Below are 15,732 nucleotides of genomic sequence, written 5' to 3'. Positions count from 1 at the left end.
AGAGTTTTACCTTGCGCGACGCCGGTTGCGCACGGGAACGTCGCGCGCACCGGCAGGGCGATAGCGGAAGCTCAGCTCTGAAAAACCACCGGGAACCAATCCTCGCGCAGTTTCTGGCCGGGCTTCATGTCATGGCCGGGATAGGGCGGCGAGGTGCGGCCAGGGCGCTCGACATAGCGCGCATCGTCGCCGACCCAGCGCAGCGACAGCGCCCGGCGCCGCGCCGCGGTCGGATTGCCGCGCGCGCCATGCGCGGTCCTGAAGTCGAACAATATGGCGTCGCCCGGCTCCATCTCCCATTCGAGCACCTTCAGAGTCGGGTCCTTGTCGGGATCGGGCACCGGCAGATAGTCACCGTCGCCGGCATAGAAATTGCTGTCGTCGAGCCAGCGCACCGGCAGGATCATCTTGTCCCATTTGTGCGAGCCGGCGATCAGCCGCAGCGTCGCTTCCTTGACCGGGTCGATCGGGATCCAGAAGCTGACGGTCTGCGTGCCATCGACGAAGTAATAAGGGATGTCCTGATGCCAGGGCGTCGGCTTCTGCGTACCCGGTTCCTTGACCAGCACATGGTCGTGGAAGAACTGGGCGCTGCGCGACTGCATTGCCGCCGCCGCCAGTTCGGCGGCCGGGGAATTGCGCACGACATCGACGAATTCAGGGATGCGCTCCCAGTTGCAGTAATCGTCGAAGAAGCTGCCCTTGCCATTGGCGATGTCAGACGCCGTGGCGCTGCGGTTTTGCATGTTGCGCTCGATGCCGGCGGCGATAGTGCCGACCCAGTCCTTGAACGCGCCGCGTATGCAGACGGCGCCGTCGCGCTGACAGTCGGCAATCGCTGCGGCGTCGATATGTCTGGCGGCCATGTCATGTCTCCCCTGTTGGATCCCGAAGTTGGATAACCGACTATCGCAGCCGCACAACATCACGTAAAATAATAACTTCTCATTCCGTTTATAGCTTTAACCTATGAACCTGACACTCACCCAATTGCGCTACCTCGTCGCCGTCGCCCGGCATGGCAGCGTCACCGCGGCCGCCCGGATGCTGAACGTCTCACAGCCCTCGATCTCGGTGGCGATCGACAATGTCGAAGCGACGCTCGGCCAGAAACTGTTCGTGCGCCAGCGCGGCAGCGGCATCGCGCTGACCTCGTTCGGCCGCAGCGCGGTGGCGAAGGCGAAGCAGGTGCTGGCCGAAGCGGACGAACTTGTTGGGCTCGGGATGCGCGATGCCGATGTCGGCGGCGAGCTGGTGCTCGGCTGTTTCGAGGATCTGGCGCCCTATTTCGCGCCGGCGCTGATCCGCACTTTTTCCGAACGCTGCCCGGCGGTCACTGTGGTCGTGCGCGACGAGACCTTCGAGACGCTGGGGCGGCGGCTCGGCGATTCCGCCATCGATCTCGGCCTGACCTATGATCTCGGCCTGCCCTCGCACTTCGCCCGCATCCTGCTGCATGAGCTGCGGCCGCACGCGCTTCTGCCGCAGGGCCACGCGCTGGCCAGCCAGGCGAGCGTCAGCCTGGCGGAACTGGCGGACCATCCGCTTGTCACCACCGACCAGCCGCACAGCTGGCAGCATATGCTGGACCTGTTTCTGAGCCGCGGCCTGTCGCCGGTCTCGCAATCGACGACGAGTTCATTCGAACTGCACCGCAGCATGGTCGCCAACGGCTTCGGCGTCGCGGTGAGTTACACAAGGCCGTATGGCGACAGGAGTTATGACGGCCTGCCGCTGGTCTGCAAGCCGCTGTCCGATCCGTTACCGATGCAGCGGATCATCCTCACCCATGACACAAGGCAAAGGCTGTCGAAGGCGGCGCTGGCCTTCATCGAGGTGGCGAAGGAATGGTTTGCCAGCCACGATGTTTTCACCGCCTGAGCGACAATGCGGGCGCTTGACGGCGCTCGCCGCTGCTGCCACTCCAGCACGATGGAAACCATCCAGTCGAAAGCGGCCCAGGGCCGTGTCGCCGACGCGCCGAGCGGCCATTGGGTCTACAAGATACTGCCGCGCTGGCTGTGGCCCTATGCGCAGCTTGCGCGCTGGGACCGGCCGATCGGCTGGCAATTGCTGCTGTGGCCCTGCTGGTGGTCGGCAGCACTTGCCGCCAGCGCCTATCCCCGCCCCACCGACCCGCTGCTGACGCTGCTGCCGTCGCCCTGGTATCTGTTCCTGTTCTTTGTCGGCGCCGTCGCCATGCGCGGCGCCGGTTGCACCTACAACGACATTGTCGACCAGGACATCGACAACAAGGTCGAGCGCACGCGTTCGCGACCGCTGCCGGCCGGCAAGGTGACCCGCCGCCAGGCCTGGGCGTTCCTGGTCATCCAGGCGCTGCTGGGCCTCGTCGTGCTGTTGCAGTTCAACGACTTCGCCATTCCGCTCGGCATTGTCTCTCTGCTGATCGTAGCCGTCTACCCCTTCATGAAGCGCTTCACCAACTGGCCGCAATTCGTGCTTGGGCTCGCCTTCTCCTGGGGCGCGCTGATGGGCTGGGCGGTCGAGTTCGGCGATCTCGATGGCCCGGCCATCATGCTCTATATCGGCTCGATCCTGTGGGTGATCGGCTACGACACCATCTACGCGCATCAGGACAAGGAAGACGACGCCATTGTCGGCGTGCGCTCGACGGCGCGGCTGTTCGGCGACAACACCAAGACCTGGCTGGTCGGGCTCTATGGCGGCACGCTGGTGTGCTTTGCCATCGCCTTCGCCTCGGCGCAGGCGCCGGTGGTGGCGCTGGCCGGGCTGATCGCCGCCGGTGCGCATATGGCGCGGCAGATAGCAGTTCTGGATATCGACGATCCCGATCAATGCCTGCGGCTGTTCAAATCGAACAACCAGGTCGGCTGGCTGATCTTCCTCGGCTTGATCGGCGGCGCGCTCTGGGTGGCGCTGAAGCCGCTGGTGTAGGTCAGCTTTTCCCTTCTCCCCTTGTGGCAGAAGGTGTCGCCGAAGGCGACGGATGAGGGGTGTTCCAAGGAACGCTAACGCCTCACTCCGCTGGAACACCCCTCATCCGTCTCGGCGCTGCGCGCCGATCCACCTTCTCCCACAAGGGGGGAAGGAAAAGGACTGCTTCTCACTCTCTCGAAATAATCTCTTCGCCGTCGACGACCAGCCTCAAGCCGAGATCGCCGGCCCGGCGGCGGACGAGGAAACGCGGACGGCGCGTGGTCGAAACCCGGCCCTTGCGGCGATCCTTGGCCGGCAGCGCCTTGATGGCGGCGCCCAGCGATTCTTCGAGTGTGCGGGCAATACCGTCGGATTCGATCAAAAGCATCTGCAGCCGGTAGGCATCGGCCCAGGCGCGCCAGTCGGCGGCGACGTCGTCGAGATCGTCGGCCACCAGCAACGGCACCGACAGCATCGGGTCATTGTGCAGGAGTTCCAGGGTTACCGTGACATTGCCTTCCGGATCCTCCATCGCGCGGGCGGCGACGCCGCGAAACGCATTGGCGGGCAGCGCGATGATCGCCGGCAGGCCGCTCATCTCGAGCGTGCGGCGAATGACGGCGCCACGCTGGTCGATGGTGAAGGTAACGTCGCCATAGTCGTCGCGCGTGGCATAGCTTACCACTTGCGGCAGGCGGAATGGGTCAAGACGCATGTTGCGCCCAGCCCAGACGGGCTTCAGTACACTGTTCATCTACTGCCTTCCTGTGTCTCTCCTGAGAGCCGCTTTCACGGATCCCACCGGGCCAGTTTTCCCAGCCTCGTTATGGCGAAACAGTAGCGCGGGCTTCTTACCTGCGCGCTTAAGAAAGTCGGTTAAATTTTGCTGATCTCGGTGGATGGTTATCGGAATGAGACCAGCCACAAGATGTTGAAAGGATTAGATAACCTTACCGGGATTCATGATGCCGGCCGGGTCGAAGGCCGCCTTCACCCGGCGCATCAGCTCGATCGCCATTGGCGGCGCAGTCGCGATCAGTTCATCACGCTTCAATTGGCCGATGCCGTGTTCGGCCGAGATCGAGCCATGGAAGGAGCGCACGACATCGTGCACGGCATGATTCATGGCGTGGTAGAGGCCGAGAAACGCTTCGTCGTCACCACCCTGCGGCCGGGAGATGTTGTAGTGGAGATTGCCGTCGCCCATGTGGCCGAAGCAGACGACGCGTGCTTGCGGACTGACCGAGGCGACAGCCCCCGCAGCCTTGGCGATGAACGCCGGGATGGATGCCACCGGCACCGAAATATCGTGCTTGATCGAGGCGCCTTCGGGCTTCTGCGAATCCGGCAGCACCTCGCGGAAATTCCAGAACGCGTCGCCCTGCGCCAGGCTTGCCGCGATCACCGCATCGCCGACAATGCCTTGCTCGAGGCCTTCCGACAGCACCTCCTCGATCAGCCCTCTGGCGTCCTCGGCCGAACGGCCGGATGACACCTGCATCAGCACATACCAGGGCCAGTCCTCAGCCAGCGGCCGGGTGACGCCCTGCGCGTGGCGCAGCGTGAAATCATAAGGACGCTGGCCGATCAGTTCGAACGCAGTGAGTGCCGCCCCTGCCCGGTCCATCGCCAGGCTGAACAGCGAAAGGGCTGCTTCCGGCGACGACAGGCCGGCAAAGGCGACTTCGCGCCCCTTGGGCTTGGGAAACAGTTTCAGCACCGCGGCGGTGATGATGCCGAGCGTGCCTTCGGCGCCGACAAACAGGTTCTTCAGATCGTAGCCGGTGTTGTCCTTCTTCAGTTTGCGCAGATCGTCGAACACCTCGCCGGTCGGCAGCACCACTTCGACACCGAGGCAAAGTTCGCGCGCATTGCCATAGGCAAGCACGCCCGTGCCGCCCGCATTGGACGACAGATTGCCGCCGATCTGGCAGGATCCTTGCGCGGCAAGCGACAGCGGAAAGAGCCGGTCGGCGGCATCCGCCGCTTCCTGCAGCGTCTGCAGGATGACGCCGGCCTCGACGGTCACCGTGTTGGAGAAGACGTCGATCTCGCGGATACGGTTCAGCCGCGACAGCGACAGCACGATCTCGTGGCCGGAGGCATCCGGCACCTGCGCGCCGACCAGCCCGGTGTTGCCGCTCTGCGGCACGACCGGCGTTCCGGTCTCGCTCGCCAGCCGCATGATTTGGCTGACCTCGTCGACGCTGCCGGGACGCAGCACCAGCCCTGTCCTGCCGTGCCACAGCCCGCGCCGCTCGATGAGGTAAGGCGCGATATCGGCCTGGCCGCGCAGCGCATATTTGTCGCCGACGATTGCGGCGAAGCGGTCGATGAGGGCGGGATCGAGATCGAAGGGCTGGTCGTTCATGGGCAGAAACTATGGCGCTCAGTCGAGCTTGTCACGTGGGGCGGCGGCGCGAAAGAGCCGATCGTTGATCGCCTCGCCCAGGCCTTCGAACGGGATCGGCTCGACGGCGATCGTCGCCGCGCCGCTGCGGTCGAGCTCCTGCAGATAGTCGAAGAGATTGCTTGCCGCTTCGCGCAGGTCGCCTGACGCGGACAGGTTGCGCAAGGCGACAGCCGCTTGCCAGCCGTCGGCGCGGTCACCGCCAAAGGCCAGCAAGGCCTCTCCTTTGGCCACACTTTGCGCATTGAGCCGCACCGATGCGCCCGGCGCATAGTGCGACGCCAGCATGCCTGGCGCCTCAATCCCGGTCGTCGCGCCGCGCAGCAACTTGGTGCCGACGGCCGCCTCGATCTCGGCCGCGGCTATGCCCCCCGGCCTCAGCAGCCGCACAGTGTCGCCTTCAACCTTGAGAATAGTCGATTCCAGCCCGACCGGGGTCGCGCCACCATCGACCACCAGCCGGATCTTGGCGCCGAGATCGGCCGCCACGGCTTGCGCCGTCGTGGCGCTGATCCTGCCCGAAGAGTTCGCGCTGGGCGCGGCCAGTGGCCGGCCGAGCCTGGCGATCAGCTCGCCGCCGAACCCTCTTGGCATGCGCAGCGCGATCGTATCCAGCCCCGCCGTGACCAGCGGATGGATGCCGTTGCCGGCTTGCTGCGGCAGCACCAGCGTCAGCGGCCCCGGCCAGAACGCCTGGGCCAATCGTTCCGACAGCGGGTCGAAGGTCGCAATGCGCTCGGCCATCGCCAGATCGGCGACATGGGCGATCAGCGGGTTGAAGCGCGGCCGGCCCTTGGCTTCGAAGATGCGGGCGACGCCGACGCCATTGGTGGCGTCGCCGGCCAGTCCGTAGACAGTCTCCGTCGGGATGGCGACGACGTCGCCGCCCTCAAGCAGCGCCAGCGCCCGCTCCATCGCTTCGCCGACGGGTAGTATCTCAGCCACTCGCATCACCTCACAGGCGCCGGACCTAGTACGGCAGCGATTTTCGGGCAAGCCGGCGTTGGTGAATTATCAATGCCTAAAATGCTATGTTTCTCCGCAAGCCGGCATCAATCCACTGGGGTTAAGGCTTTCTGGATCAAGGCTGGCGGCTTGTTGGGCAAGGGGATGGTTTCGATGTCGATGCGTATGCTTGCAGCGCTTGGTTTGGCCCTGGCGGCGGTGACCGGTGGGGCACAGGCCTCGTCGATCGTCTTTCTCGGCGTCTCGACCTCGACGCCATCGGTCATCAAAGTCGGCGGACCCCAATCGGTCAAGCTCGCGTCGTCGCCATCGATCGTGGCGCTCGGCGATGCCCAGCCCGACGTGACTTATGAAAAGGTCGCGGCGATCCCCGAGAAGCCCAGGCATGGCCAGGGCCCGATGATCATTCGCGGCGGCATCGTCGGCGGCGCCTTCGCCGCGCCGGCTCCCGCCAAGGCGAACGCTGCAGCAGCACCGGCAGCGGAGACGAAGCCTGGAGCAGAGACCGCACCGGCCGGAACTGCTACGGCGTCGAATGGCAAGCCCGAGTCGCAGCCGGCTGCTGCGCCGCAGGCAGCGGCAACGCCGCAGCAGCCGAGCCAGGGCGTCGGCAAGGCCGAGTAGGCCATTCAGCCAAGACAGTCGGCCAGTCCATTCAGCTTGACGTCGATCGGCGCCTCGGCGCACGATCGTCTTGTCGGCGACGGCCCCAATTTCGCCCATCGGGTTTGGCATGAGCGCGCCGGGTTCTAGGAGAGCGAGGGGTTATCATGAACATGACGAAATCATTGACTGTTGCCGGCCTGTTGCTGGCGTCATTTCTGGGCGTTGGCAGCGCGCAGGCCGGTGACGACATGCTGGGGTCCTACGTCGCGCGCATTTCGGATCGCGACCACCATGCCAGCGACGGCTACGAGCTGAGCAGCGCGGCGCAGATGGTGCGGCAGGACCGCGCCAACTGGCACAAATTCCACCGCCGCGACGCCGACGACCAGGGCGACGACTGGTTCCGCGGCAACGACGACCGCGCGTATCTGGAGCGCATGCTGAAGCGCGGCGGCGCCATGAGTTCCTCGACACGGAACGCCATCGTCAATGGCGAGCCGCTGATCCAGGTCGACGTCTATTCAGACAGCGTGCATGTGAGCATTTTGGAGGATTGACTTCGTCAACCTCGGGAGGACTGACGGAGTCAGTTCCAGACAAGAAAGGGCGGCGTGTGAACGCCGCCCTTCTCGTTGATGTCAGTCGCCTGAAAGCTCAGGCCGCTTCTTCCTTGTCGTCGTCCGACTCGTCTTCGGACTCTTTTTTGTCGTCGTTGTCCTCGTAGTCGGATTCCTCGGTTTGGTCAGCGCCGCCGGCTTCGGCCTTCACGCTGTCGTCGTCTTCACCTTCGTCTTCGTCGTCTTCCTCGTCCTCATCGTCGTCCGAAGAAGCGGTGGATTCGGTACCTTCTTCCTCGCCCAATTCGTCGCTGTCTTCGTCATCGCCTTCCTCGTCGTCCGACAGGTCAGCGGCCTCGACCGCCGCGGCGGCGGCATGGTCGAGACTATTTTCAGAAGCGGATTCGAGCGCCTCGGGAGTGCCTAAGGTTTCTTCTGTCACTTCGATGTCGTGAGCGGAATTCATGGAAGCCTCCGTGGGGGTTGGGAACATGTCCTTTTTGCCACGGAGAGATCATCGCCATATGACTGTAAGCCGGCTCGAACCGCTGGCGGCGGAGAAAATTTTCTGGGCTTTTCCCCGCCCCTTAGCCAGCTATCTTGGAAAAATCCGCGACCTGATCGGTGGCTGCGCGGATGCGGGCGAGCAGCGCCAGACGGTTGGCGCGCACGGCCTGGTCCTCATCATTCACGAGAACGCGCTCAAAGAATGAATCAACGGGTTCACGCAACACGCTAAGCGCCAGCATGGCGGCGGAAAAGTCTTCCTTTTGAATCGCTTCGCCGGCTTGCTTCTCGGCCTGATTCACCGCGGCAAACAGCGACTTCTCGGCCTCCTCGCGAAACAGCGCCGGCTCAACAGTCGCGGCGATGGCCGTTTTCTTCTTCTCCTCGGCGGCCAAAATGTTGGCCGCCCGCTTGGTGCCGGCGAGCAAATTCTTGCCGTCCTCGGTGTCGAGGAAGGAGCCGAGCGCTTCGACGCGGCGCACGATCTGAAGGAGGTCGTCCGACTGCGGCGTTATCACAGCGTCAATGAGATCGTGGCGGGCGCCCTGATCGCGCAGATAGACTTTCAGGCGGTCGTGGAAGAAGGCGAGGAGGTCAGCAATAAATGGCGACAGCGACGCCTCCAATTCCATCATGCGCTGACCGTCGAAGAACTCTCGTTCCTGGTCGGCAGAGCCAAAGGTCCGTGAACGTGCGTCGGCCAGCCCACCCTTCAGCAAGTCGGAAATCAAGCTTGCTTCCGACAACAGCTGACTTGTTCCCTTGTAGTCACGGATACGGGAGTCGAGCATCGCGACAACACCGCGGCTCTCCACCCCTTCGCCCTGCTGTTCATATGCGGCGAGTGCGGAGGAGACTGCCGCCGCAATGGCGGTGCCAAGCGAAAGCTTGAGCTTGTTTTCCAGGATGATTCTCACCACGCCAAGTGCGGCCCGGCGCAGCGCATAGGGATCCTTCGAACCGGTCGGCTTTTCATCTATTGCCCAGAAGCCGACCAGCGTATCAAGCTTGTCGGCCAGCGCTACGGCAATCGACACGGGATCGGTCGGCACACGGTCGGATGGGCCCTGCGGTTTGTAGTGTTCCTCGATGGCTGCGGCGACGGACGGATGCTCGCCCTGCAGCAGCGCATACTTGCGGCCCATGGCGCCTTGCAGTTCGGGAAACTCACCCACTGCTTCGGTGGTCAGATCAGCCTTCGCCAGCACAGAGGCACGCCCGGCGCGCTCGCGCAGGTATTTCTGCTCGGCGTTGAGGTCGTCGGCCGACAGAAGCTTGCCGTCGAAGAATTTCGGCTGCTTCGACAGGCTGTCGGCAATCTGTTGCGCCAGCCGCTTGATCCGTTCCACCCGCTCGCCCTGCGTGCCGAGCTTGGCGTGAAAGGTGACATTGAGATGGTCGAGCCGGGCCATGCGCTGGTCGAGCGGCTTTTTCAGATCGAGCCCGAACTTTCTCGCCGATGCCTCGAGCTGCTCCAGATCGGGCAGATCGCCCTGGTCGGTCCTCCAGAAGTACAGAGCATCCGAGAGGCGCGCGCGCACCACCTTGCCGTTGCCGTGCGCGATTTCCTTGCCGCCGTCGCTGGCCTCGATGTTGGCGGTGAGGATGAAGCGGTTGGATAGGTTTTCGCCGTCGCCCTGTGGCCGGGTGACAAAACATTTCTGGTTGGCGCGAATGGTCAGCCGGACCACTTCGGCCGGTATGGCAAGAAAGGCCTGCTCGAATTCGCCCATCAGCACCACTGGCCATTCGACAAGGCCCGACACTTCTTCCAGCAGCCCTTCGTCCTCGACCAGATCGAGCCCGTTGGCGAAGGCAAGGTTGCGGGCATCGGCCAGGATGATCTCCTTGCGCCGGTCGCCATCGAGCACGACCTTGGCCGCTTCCAGCTTGGTCACGTAATCGTCGAAGCGGCGCACCGTGATTTCGCCGGGCGCCATAAAACGATGGCCGTAGGTGACGTTGCCGGAGCGAATGCCGTCGATCTCGAAATCGACCACCACCGGCTCCTCGGTCTCGGGGCCGAAGGTGCACAGGATCGTCTGCAGCGGCCGCACCCAGCGCAGCGAGCCGGGCTTGGCCGAAGCCGGCCCCCAGCGCATCGATGTCGGCCACGGGAAGCTGCGGATGATTGCCGGCACCAGCTCGGCGATGATTGCTTCCGCCGCCCTGCCCGGCTTCGAAATATGGGCGACGTAGAAATCGCCCTTCTTCGGGTCGGAATGGACATGCGCCTCGGTAACCGAGGCAAGGCCTGCCTTGCGCAGAAAACCCTGCACAGCCTGTTCCGGCGCCGTCGTCGACGGCCCCTTGATCTCCTCGTGGATGTCCTTCGAGCGCGCGGTCAGGCCCCTGACGTCGAGCGCCAGGCGCCGCGGCGTCCAGTATTCGCGCGCGGCCTCATAGGTCAGACCCGCCTCGACCAGACCGTCGGTCAGCATCTTCCTGAGATCGCCCGCCGCCTTGCGCTGCATGCGGGCCGGTATTTCCTCGGAGCGAAGTTCCAGCAGCAAATCCGGCATCAGAGCTTCTCCACCCGCATGCCGTTTTTCTGTTTGCGCGTCCTCGCGCCTCCGGCGCTGCGGTCGCACGGCTGGGCGGGGATTTCCTCGGAGCGAAGTTCTAGTAGCAGGTCAGGCATAGGTTCGGCTCGTGCGGGAGAATGGTCCGCGCGGGGCATAGCAACTCGGCTGGCCGCTGTCACCCTTTCCAGAAATTTTGACCGCCCTGTCGGGACGAGCGGACCCCACCCGTCCTTGGATCAAAGATTTCCATGAACCAAACGCAGCGCTGAAGCGACCAACGCTCAGGCAGGGAACTATTGGCTGAACGACCATGAAAACGGCATCGAGACTTCTCCAGATACTCGCACTCAGCGCCTGTTTCGCCGCGCAGGTGCATGGCGCCTTCTCGATGCCGGGCGTGCGTCAGGCAATGCGCACGATGGCTGGGGCGAGCGGCCAGAGCACGCCTGACGTAATCTACACCGTTTCCCTTTCCGCCTAGGCGGGATCCGGCTGCTCCGAGATCTTCTCCATTGCTGCCGCCGGCTGGACCGTCTGCCGTCGCGAAATATCCTTGACGACCTCCAGAAAGGCCAGGCTCAAGAACACGCTGACGACATCGGAAGCCATCATCGCCAGACTTGCATTCTGCAGTTCCGGGATTTGCTCTGCTTTCATGGTGAGCCGAAATGCGACCCGGTCGAAAATGTTTGAGGCGAGCCAGACTAACCACCAGATCGTCAATATGCCCGGCGCCGACTCTGTCTTCCAGCTTTTCGATCCGCCGCTCGCCCGCCAGATCTCAGCCATCGCCTGATACGGCTTCCAGAGATTGGCGACGGGGATGAAATACCAGCCGATCGCCCAATTGGGCGTGAACTCCATATCCGTGGCGCCAAGCGCCCTGGCGTTCTTGTTGGCCAGCCTTATCCAGGCAAGAATGCTTATTCCCGCCACCAGCCAGAGAATGACCTGGATGATGCCGACAATCCTCTGCCTGTTGTCGCTCGAATCGGCGGCCGCCGAAACGTCGTAACCCAGGCTTCCAGTTCCGCTGCCGATGTCGACCAGAAGCTGGAACTCGAAATAGCCGGACACGACAGCGATGACATCGACCGCTATGAGGACCCACAAGATGCGGATCACCCAAGCGGTGCTTGCCGAGAAGTCCTTGAAGATGCTCACGTCAGCCCGCTCCTCATCCGCGCCCTGCACAAGCTAGACGCGCAAAGGCCGACGCTCAAGCGGCCAGCACCTTATCGGTCAGGTCAGGCCGCCAGTCCGCCGGCCTGGGTCATCAGGAACGCCTCGCCGCAGGCTTTCGCCAGATTGCGCACGCGCAGGATGTAGCTCTGCCGCTCGGTGACGGAAATCACGCCGCGCGCATCGAGCAGGTTGAAGACGTGGCTTGCCTTGATGCACTGGTCATAGGCCGGGAAGACCATGCGGTGCATCGGCAGATTGTCGTTCGAGGCTGGGGCGCCGGCCGCGAGCAGCGCCTTGCATTCGGCTTCGGCATCTTCAAAGTGCCTCAGCAGCATGGCGGTGTTGGCATATTCGAAATTGTGCCTGGAATATTCCTGCTCGGCCTGCAGGAAGACCTCGCCATAGGTAACCTTTTCGGCGCCTTCGCGGCCGTTGAAGTTCAAGTCGTAGACATTGTCGACGCCCTGCACATACATGGCCAGCCGCTCCAGGCCGTAGGTCAGTTCTCCCGCCACCGGCGCGCATTCGATGCCGCAGACCTGCTGGAAATAGGTGAACTGCGACACTTCCATGCCGTCGCACCAGCACTCCCAGCCGAGCCCCCAGGCGCCCAGCGTCGGGCTTGCCCAGTCGTCCTCGACGAAGCGGATATCATGCAGCAGCGGATCGACGCCGATCGCCTTGAGCGAGCCGAGATAGAGCTCCTGCAGGTTCGACGGATTGGGCTTCAGGATCACCTGGTACTGGTAATAATGCTGCAGCCGGTTGGGGTTTTCGCCATAGCGGCCGTCTTTCGGCCGGCGCGAGGGCTGCACATAAGCGGCGTTCCAACCCCTGGGGCCAAGCGCGCGCAGCGTGGTCGCCGGATGAAAGGTGCCGGCGCCGACTTCCATGTCGTAGGGCTGCAAAATCACGCAGCCATAGGCGGCCCAGTAATTGTGCAGGGTCAGGATCAGCCCCTGGAACGAACGGCTGGGATGCATATGGTCTGTCGACACGGCGGCCTCGGAAGCGCAAAAATGAAGCCATTCCCTAGTTGCCGGGCCGGCAAGCGTCAAGGCAGCGCCTGCCGCACTGTGCCTTCAGAGGTTGAACGCTTTGCTTCCGGCTGGCCCATTGCCGGACGGCGCTGAGCGCCATTTGCTCGGGCAAGTTCCAACGACAAAGGTTCCGCCATGCCCGCCCAGTCCATCGTGCGCCCCATCGCCCGGCAAGATTACGAGCAATGGCTGCCGCTGTGGAACGGCTACAATGCGTTTTACGAGCGCTCCGGCCCAACGGCCCTTGCAGGCGAGATCACCGCAATGACCTGGTCGCGCTTCTTCGATGTCTACGAGCCGATGCATGCGCTGGTGGCCGAGAGCGAAGGCAAGCTTCTCGGCCTTGTCCATTTTCTCTACCACCGCACCACGACGGCGATTTCGCCGAACTGCTATCTGCAGGACCTTTTCACCAATGAGGCGTCGCGCGGCAAAGGCGTCGGCCGGGCGCTGATCGAAGGCGTCTATGAGCGTGCGCAAGCTGCCGGGGCGGGCCGCGTCTACTGGCTGACGCATGAGACCAACCACACGGCGATGAAGCTTTACGACAAGATCGGCGAGCGCTCGGGGTTTGTCGTCTACCGAAAGCTCTTTTGATGCTGTTCTGAAACGAAAACGGGGCTCAGCGAGCCCCGTTTCATCAGACGTATGGCCGTTTCACCCTTTCGGTGCGGGCACGACAGGCTTGACCTTTGGGGTTTCCTGCGCGGTGTTGGATTCGATCGGCGGCAGGCCTTTCATCAGCTTCTGCTGCAAGGTGGCCAGCACATCGGGATCGGGCTTCAGGTCGCGCGCCTGGTTCCACTGGAAGGTGGCTTCGAGCTTGCGGCCGACGCGCCAGTAGGCATCGCCGAGATGGTCGTTGAGCACCGGATCTTCCGGCTTCAGCGACACGGCGCGCTCCATTTCGCGCACGGCGTCGTCGAACCGGCCCATGCGGAAATAGGCCCAGCCCAGCGAATCGACGATGTAGCCATCGCTCGGCCGCAGGTCGACGGCCTTCTGGATCATCGCCAGACCTTCCTTGAGGTTCATGTTCATGTCGACCCAGGAATAGCCGAGATAGTTCAGCACCTGCGGCTGGTCGGGGAACAGTTCCAGCGCCTTGCGGAAGTTCGGCTCGGCCTTCGGCCATTCCTTCAGCCGCTCATAGGCGATGCCGCGCTGGTAATAGATGTTCCAGTTGGCATTGGTCGGCGTCTTCAGCGCCGCGACCGCCTTGTCGTAGAGGTTGGCGGCGGAGCGGAAATCCTCCTTCGAGGCATAGACCCCGCCCAGCGCCAGATAGGCGCGCATGTCGTCTGGGTGGGCGTCGACGAAGGCCTTCAGATGGGTGATCGCCTCATCGTGACGGTTGAGATCGGCAAGGTTGAGGCCGAGCTGCAGGTCGGAAAGCTCCTTCAGCGGCGAGGAGGCTGGAATGCGGCGATAGAGCGCAATGGCGCCTTCGCCGTCCTTCAGCTGCTCCGCAACGGCGGCAAGCTGCACCAAAGCGGCGTCGCTGTCGGGCTTCAGCGCCAGCGCATATTGCAGATAGAGGCGCACGAACGGCTCGCCGCCGCCGCGATTGAGCGCGATGGCGAGGTCAAGCAGGATTTCGGACGCGCCTTCCGACGGGCTGGAGACAAAGGGCTCGATCTTGTCGCCCTTGCTGATCTTGTCGCGAAGCGCCTGGATGTCGAGCTTGCCGGGCGCGAAGGCCTCGGCCTTGTCGAGCACGTAGAGCGCCTTGTTCTTGTCGCCCTTGCGCGCCAGGAAAGAGGCATAGGCTTGGGCGCTGCGCATCCATGTCTCGGGCGCGGCACCGCCGGCCGTGGTGTCGGTCAGGGTCGCGTCGTAGAGCGCATCGGCCTTGTCCGACATGCCTGCGGCATCGGCGATCAGCGCGCGGTGGAAGGACTTGAACAGGCCGAACCAGTCCGGCCCCTGCAGTTTGTCGATGGAGGCCATCGCCCCGGTTGGGTCGCCCGCACCCTCTTGTGCCCAGCCGGACATGACGCCGGAAATCAGGCGATCGAGATCGGATTCGAGCGACAGCTTCAGCCAGTACTGCGCCTTGGTGAAATCCTTCTTGTGGAAAGAATCAACCGCCAGCGCCAGCCGCGAGAAGCGCTCGACATCGGGAACTTCCTTGAGCTTGTCGGCATAGACAAGCGATTCCTCGAAGCGCCCCTGCGCGATCAACGACAGCATCAGGCTTTGCTGCAGCGAGGTGTCGCCGGGATTGAACGCCAGCGCCTGCTTGTAATAGGCGATGGCATTGTCGAGGTCGTTGTCGCCTTCGGCGATCCGGGCGGCGAGATAGGCGCCCGAGAAGGAGGTGATCTTGACCGGGTCGGCCGATTCCTTGGCGTAGGCGGGCAGCGGAGAAATCGCCATCCCTGCCACAATTGCCAGCCCCGCGAGCCAGCGCGCACGTCCTTGCCGCATCGTATCCCTTTCAGCCAGACACAACCCGCACATAGGCGGGACCGCCATAGACTCGATGTTTCCGGACAAAGCATGGCCTTTTTGGGGTCAGGCTTCAATCCGGGCCGAATTCACAATCGGGTCACCCGATTAACAAACCATGGCAACGCACACACTGTCGGTTCGGGATAATAGCAGATCAGGCTTGGGAGCTACAGCCTGACATCGCGATATCCGTCTGTTGCGACAGTGGTGCACAGGCCTGCCCACTCGCAACCTTGGCAGGCCTGACGCGTCACACCGGCTGAAAAGGCCGCGCGCAGGCTGGCCAACGTTGCCGCGTCGAGGCTGAAGCGGGAACCGGGCTGGATCGGCCGGGCCAGCAGTTTGCCGACATCGCGTGCCGCCAGTTCGTCCCGGCCGGCGGCGCTTTCGCCCAAACAATGGGACTCGGCCTCCCCGAGCATCGGCTGGCAGATGTCGTCCGGGCCTGAGACGATCAGAACATCCTCGCCCCGGCCAAGACGTTTCGCGACCGCGTCATAATTGGCGACGAAGGCTGCGCTGTACCCTTTGCCGACATAGGTCAGCAGACAAAGCAGATGATGGGAGCGCAGCCTGACGGTCAT

16 protein-coding genes are annotated in these 15,732 nt (G+C 63.4%); 6 read left to right on the top strand and 10 right to left on the bottom strand.

What is annotated here, in order from left to right; genetic code table 11:
• Nucleotides 1–71: 71 nt before the first annotated feature.
• Complete coding sequence (locus ACWTU9_RS21710) at nt 72–866, bottom strand: phytanoyl-CoA dioxygenase family protein (protein ID WP_455860060.1); 795 nt, start codon at nt 864–866, stop codon at nt 72–74.
• Between the two features lie 103 nt (nt 867–969).
• Here ACWTU9_RS21710 and ACWTU9_RS21705 point away from each other — a divergent pair, with 103 nt between their 5' ends.
• Nucleotides 970–1,881: a LysR family transcriptional regulator gene (locus tag ACWTU9_RS21705; RefSeq protein WP_455860059.1), complete on the top strand. Its 912-nt coding sequence runs from the start codon at nt 970–972 to the stop codon at nt 1,879–1,881.
• Nucleotides 1,882–1,932: 51 nt separating this feature from the next.
• The gene (ubiA, locus tag ACWTU9_RS21700) at nt 1,933–2,916 is read left to right on the top strand and encodes a 4-hydroxybenzoate octaprenyltransferase (protein WP_455860125.1); all 984 of its coding nucleotides are present in this window, start codon (nt 1,933–1,935) and stop codon (nt 2,914–2,916) included.
• A gap of 169 nt (nt 2,917–3,085) precedes the next feature.
• Here the strand turns inward: ubiA and ACWTU9_RS21695 are convergent, their stop codons facing one another.
• The 3 genes from ACWTU9_RS21695 to ACWTU9_RS21685 form a co-directional block, all read right to left on the bottom strand.
• Entirely contained in the window at nt 3,086–3,652 is a 567-nt protein-coding gene (locus ACWTU9_RS21695) for a DUF6101 family protein (protein WP_455860058.1), read from the bottom strand.
• Between the two features lie 186 nt (nt 3,653–3,838).
• Nucleotides 3,839–5,269, bottom strand: a complete 1,431-nt coding sequence (locus ACWTU9_RS21690; RefSeq protein ID WP_455860057.1) for an FAD-binding oxidoreductase — start codon at nt 5,267–5,269, stop codon at nt 3,839–3,841.
• 18 nt (nt 5,270–5,287) lie between these two features.
• On the bottom strand, nt 5,288–6,253 hold the full coding sequence (locus ACWTU9_RS21685; protein ID WP_455860056.1) for an L-threonylcarbamoyladenylate synthase: 966 nt from the start codon (nt 6,251–6,253) through the stop codon (nt 5,288–5,290).
• 174 nt (nt 6,254–6,427) lie between these two features.
• Between ACWTU9_RS21685 and ACWTU9_RS21680 the strand changes: the two genes are divergently transcribed.
• Together ACWTU9_RS21680 and ACWTU9_RS21675 are read left to right on the top strand one after the other, a co-directional pair.
• Complete coding sequence (locus tag ACWTU9_RS21680) at nt 6,428–6,898, top strand: hypothetical protein (protein ID WP_455860055.1); 471 nt, start codon at nt 6,428–6,430, stop codon at nt 6,896–6,898.
• Nucleotides 6,899–7,044: 146 nt separating this feature from the next.
• Entirely contained in the window at nt 7,045–7,437 is a 393-nt protein-coding gene (locus tag ACWTU9_RS21675) for a hypothetical protein (RefSeq protein ID WP_455860054.1), read from the top strand.
• 97 nt (nt 7,438–7,534) lie between these two features.
• On the opposite strand, the gene ACWTU9_RS21670 is transcribed toward ACWTU9_RS21675, so the two are convergent.
• Together ACWTU9_RS21670 and glyS are read right to left on the bottom strand one after the other, a co-directional pair.
• Complete coding sequence (locus ACWTU9_RS21670) at nt 7,535–7,903, bottom strand: ATPase (modular protein) (protein ID WP_455860053.1); 369 nt, start codon at nt 7,901–7,903, stop codon at nt 7,535–7,537.
• Nucleotides 7,904–8,024: 121 nt separating this feature from the next.
• A complete protein-coding gene (gene glyS, locus ACWTU9_RS21665) occupies nt 8,025–10,466 on the bottom strand; it encodes a glycine--tRNA ligase subunit beta (protein ID WP_455860052.1) in 2,442 nt (813 codons plus the stop codon).
• A gap of 313 nt (nt 10,467–10,779) precedes the next feature.
• On the opposite strand from glyS, the gene ACWTU9_RS21660 reads away from it, so the two are divergent.
• Nucleotides 10,780–10,950: a hypothetical protein gene (locus ACWTU9_RS21660; RefSeq protein ID WP_455860051.1), complete on the top strand. Its 171-nt coding sequence runs from the start codon at nt 10,780–10,782 to the stop codon at nt 10,948–10,950.
• Here the strand turns inward: ACWTU9_RS21660 and ACWTU9_RS21655 are convergent.
• Both ACWTU9_RS21655 and ACWTU9_RS21650 read right to left on the bottom strand, forming a co-directional pair.
• Nucleotides 10,947–11,633 carry a DUF4328 domain-containing protein gene (locus ACWTU9_RS21655; RefSeq protein WP_455860050.1) on the bottom strand — a complete coding sequence of 229 codons (687 nt, stop codon included), beginning with the start codon at nt 11,631–11,633 and terminating at the stop codon, nt 10,947–10,949. The genes ACWTU9_RS21660 and ACWTU9_RS21655 overlap by 4 nt on opposite strands.
• An 83-nt stretch (nt 11,634–11,716) precedes the next feature.
• Entirely contained in the window at nt 11,717–12,637 is a 921-nt protein-coding gene (locus tag ACWTU9_RS21650) for a glycine--tRNA ligase subunit alpha (protein WP_455860124.1), read from the bottom strand.
• 192 nt (nt 12,638–12,829) lie between these two features.
• Here ACWTU9_RS21650 and ACWTU9_RS21645 point away from each other — a divergent pair, with 192 nt between their 5' ends.
• Entirely contained in the window at nt 12,830–13,291 is a 462-nt protein-coding gene (locus ACWTU9_RS21645; RefSeq protein WP_455860049.1) for an N-acetyltransferase family protein, read from the top strand.
• 60 nt (nt 13,292–13,351) lie between these two features.
• On the opposite strand, the gene ACWTU9_RS21640 is transcribed toward ACWTU9_RS21645, so the two are convergent.
• Both ACWTU9_RS21640 and ACWTU9_RS21635 read right to left on the bottom strand, forming a co-directional pair.
• Complete coding sequence (locus ACWTU9_RS21640) at nt 13,352–15,124, bottom strand: tetratricopeptide repeat protein (protein WP_455860048.1); 1,773 nt, start codon at nt 15,122–15,124, stop codon at nt 13,352–13,354.
• A 191-nt stretch (nt 15,125–15,315) separates the two neighbouring features.
• The gene (locus tag ACWTU9_RS21635; protein WP_455860047.1) at nt 15,316–15,732 is read right to left on the bottom strand and encodes a DUF1284 domain-containing protein; all 417 of its coding nucleotides are present in this window, start codon (nt 15,730–15,732) and stop codon (nt 15,316–15,318) included.

Source organism: Mesorhizobium sp. 128a (assembly GCF_053848025.1).
Note: the sequence above shows the minus strand (reverse complement) of the source record. Positions and strands in the feature narration are given on the sequence as shown.